Here is a 2549-nt window from a genome sequence, read left to right on the forward strand (position 1 = left end):
GGCGATGACCTGCGCGCCGGGGACGCCCGCTCGCGGGACCGGTCGAGATGGGGTGTCCACGATGTGGACGGTACGCGCTGTGGCATCCACATCGCAAGATCCCGCTGCGCCGTGCCGCAGCCGCGGGCGCAGCATGGGATCACCGCTGTTCGAAGGAGTACGCGTGATCGACAAGACCTGGGCGTCGGCGGCCGTCGCCGTCGCCGACATCCCCGACGGAGCCTCGCTCGCCGTCGGAGGGTTCGGCCTCTCCGGCAATCCCATCGCCCTCATCGAGGCGCTGCTCGCGCAGGGGACGCGCGACCTCTCCGTCGTGTCGAACAACTGCGGGGTCGACGACTGGGGGCTCGGCATCCTGCTCGGGGCGGGCCGCATCCGCAAGATGACCTCGTCGTACGTCGGCGAGAACAAGGAGTTCGAGCGGCAATTCCTCACGGGCGAACTCGAACTCGAGCTCACCCCGCAGGGCACGCTGGCCGAGAAGCTGCGCGCCGGCGGCGCGGGCATCGCGGCGTTTTACACCCAGACGGGCGTTGGCACGCAGGTCGCCGAGGGCGGACTGCCACGCCGCTACGACGCCACCGGCGGCGTCGCCGTGGCATCGCCGGCGAAGGACGTGCGGAGCTTCGACGTGCGCGGCGAGCCCCGTGAGTTCGTCCTGGAAGAGGCGATCACCACGGAGTTCGCCCTCGTCCACGCCTGGAAGGGCGACCGCCACGGCAACCTCGTCTTCCGCAAAGCCGCCCGCAGTTTCAACCCCCTCGCCGCGATGGCGGGACGCACCTGCATCGTGCAGGTCGAGCACCTCGTCGAGCCCGGCGAGATCGACCCGGATGCCGTTCACCTGCCCGGCGTGTTCGTGCACCGCATCGTCGAGGTCGGCGAGGTCGAGAAGCGCATCGAGAAGCGCACGGTCCGTGAAGGTGCCGCTGAGCCCGGACCGGTTCCTTCGACAGGCTCAGGGCCCTCCACTGCGAACGAGAAGGAGATCTGAGATGGCCCTGTCCCGCACGGAGATGGCGGCCCGCGCCGCCCGCGAGCTCGACGACGGCGCCTACGTCAACCTCGGCATCGGCCTGCCGACCCTCGTCCCCAACCATGTGCCCGACGTGGTGACCGTCGTGCTGCAGTCCGAGAACGGGATCCTCGGCGTCGGTCCGTACCCGACCGACGACGCGGTCGACGCCGACCTCATCAACGCCGGCAAAGAGACGGTGACGACCCTCCCGGGGTCCGCCTTCTTCGACTCGGCGCTGAGCTTCGGCATGATCCGCGGCGGCAAGATCGACGCCGCGATCCTCGGGGCGATGCAGGTGTCGGCATCCGGAGACCTGGCCAACTGGATGATCCCCGGGAAGATGGTCAAGGGCCCCGGCGGGGCGATGGACCTCGTCCACGGCGCGGCGCGCGTGATCGTCCTCATGGAGCACGTCGCGAAGGACGGCTCGCCCAAGATCGTCGACACCTGCTCGCTACCCCTCACCGGCCGGGGCGTCGTCGATCGCATCATCACCGACCTCGCCGTCATCGACGTGACGCAGGATGGACTCGTGCTCGTCGAGCTCGCCCCGGGCGTCGGCGTCGACGAGGTGCGGGATGCCACCGAGCCCCCGCTGACCGTGAGACTCACCGAGGAGATCGAAATCGCATGAGCGCTGAGAACGACGTCGTCATCGTCGCCGCCGCACGCACCCCGCAGGGTCGGCTGAACGGACAGCTCGCGGGGCTGACGGCCGTGGAGCTCGGCGCAGCCGCGATCGACGGCGCCCTCGAGCGCGGGCGTGTCCCCGCCGTGCGCGTCGACGCCGTGCTCATGGGGCAGGTGCTGCAAGCGGGTGCCGGTCAGAACGCGGCCCGACAGGCCGCTGTCGCGGCCGGGGTCGGCTGGGACGTGCACGCGGCGACGGTCAACAAGGTGTGCTTGTCGGGGCACACCGCCGTCATCGACGCGGCGCGCATGATCCGGGTCGGCGACGCCTCGGTCGTCATCGCCGGCGGGATGGAGTCGATGACCCGCGCCCCGCACCTGCTGATGAACTCCCGCAAGGGCTACGCCTACGGCTCGGTCGAAGTGCTCGACCATCTCGCGCACGACGGCCTGACCGACGTCTACGACCGCGAAAGCATGGGGGCCTCGACCGAGCGTGCGAACTCTCGATTCGACGTCACCCGCGAGCAGCAGGATGCCGTGGCCGCCCGATCGCACCAGCGCGCGGCCGCGGCCCGCGACGCCGGGCGGTTCGACGCGGAGATCGTGCCGGTCGGCATCCCCCAGCGAAAGGGCGACCCGGTGGTCGTCACCGTCGACGAGGGGATCCGCGACGACACCACGGTCGAGACGCTCGCGAAGCTGCGCCCGGCGTTCGCCGAGGGCGGGTCGATCACGGCGGGCAACGCTTCTCAGATCAGCGACGGCGCGGCCGCGGTGGTCGTGACGACGCGCGCGATCGCGTCGGAGAGCGGGTGGGACGTCCTCGCCGTCGTGGGCGCTTCGGGCCAGGTCGCCGGTCCCGACAACTCCCTGCACGAGCAACCCGCCCGCGCGATCG

3 protein-coding genes are annotated in these 2549 nt (G+C 70.9%); all 3 read left to right on the top strand.

Annotated features, from left to right (window positions below):
* Positions 1–163: 163 nt before the first annotated feature.
* Entirely contained in the window at positions 164–994 is an 831-nt protein-coding gene (locus tag RWP81_RS16235) for a CoA transferase subunit A (RefSeq protein WP_314457856.1), read from the top strand.
* A 1-nt stretch (position 995) separates the two neighbouring features.
* Complete coding sequence (locus RWP81_RS16240; RefSeq protein ID WP_314457858.1) at positions 996–1652, top strand: 3-oxoacid CoA-transferase subunit B; 657 nt, start codon at positions 996–998, stop codon at positions 1650–1652.
* A partial coding sequence (locus RWP81_RS16245; protein WP_314457860.1) for an acetyl-CoA C-acyltransferase occupies positions 1649–2549 on the top strand: 901 nt, incomplete at its 3' end. The genes RWP81_RS16240 and RWP81_RS16245, both read left to right, overlap by 4 nt.

This window comes from uncultured Microbacterium sp. (assembly GCF_963521695.1).
In the GTDB taxonomy this organism is placed as follows: Bacteria; Actinomycetota; Actinomycetes; order Actinomycetales; family Microbacteriaceae; genus Microbacterium.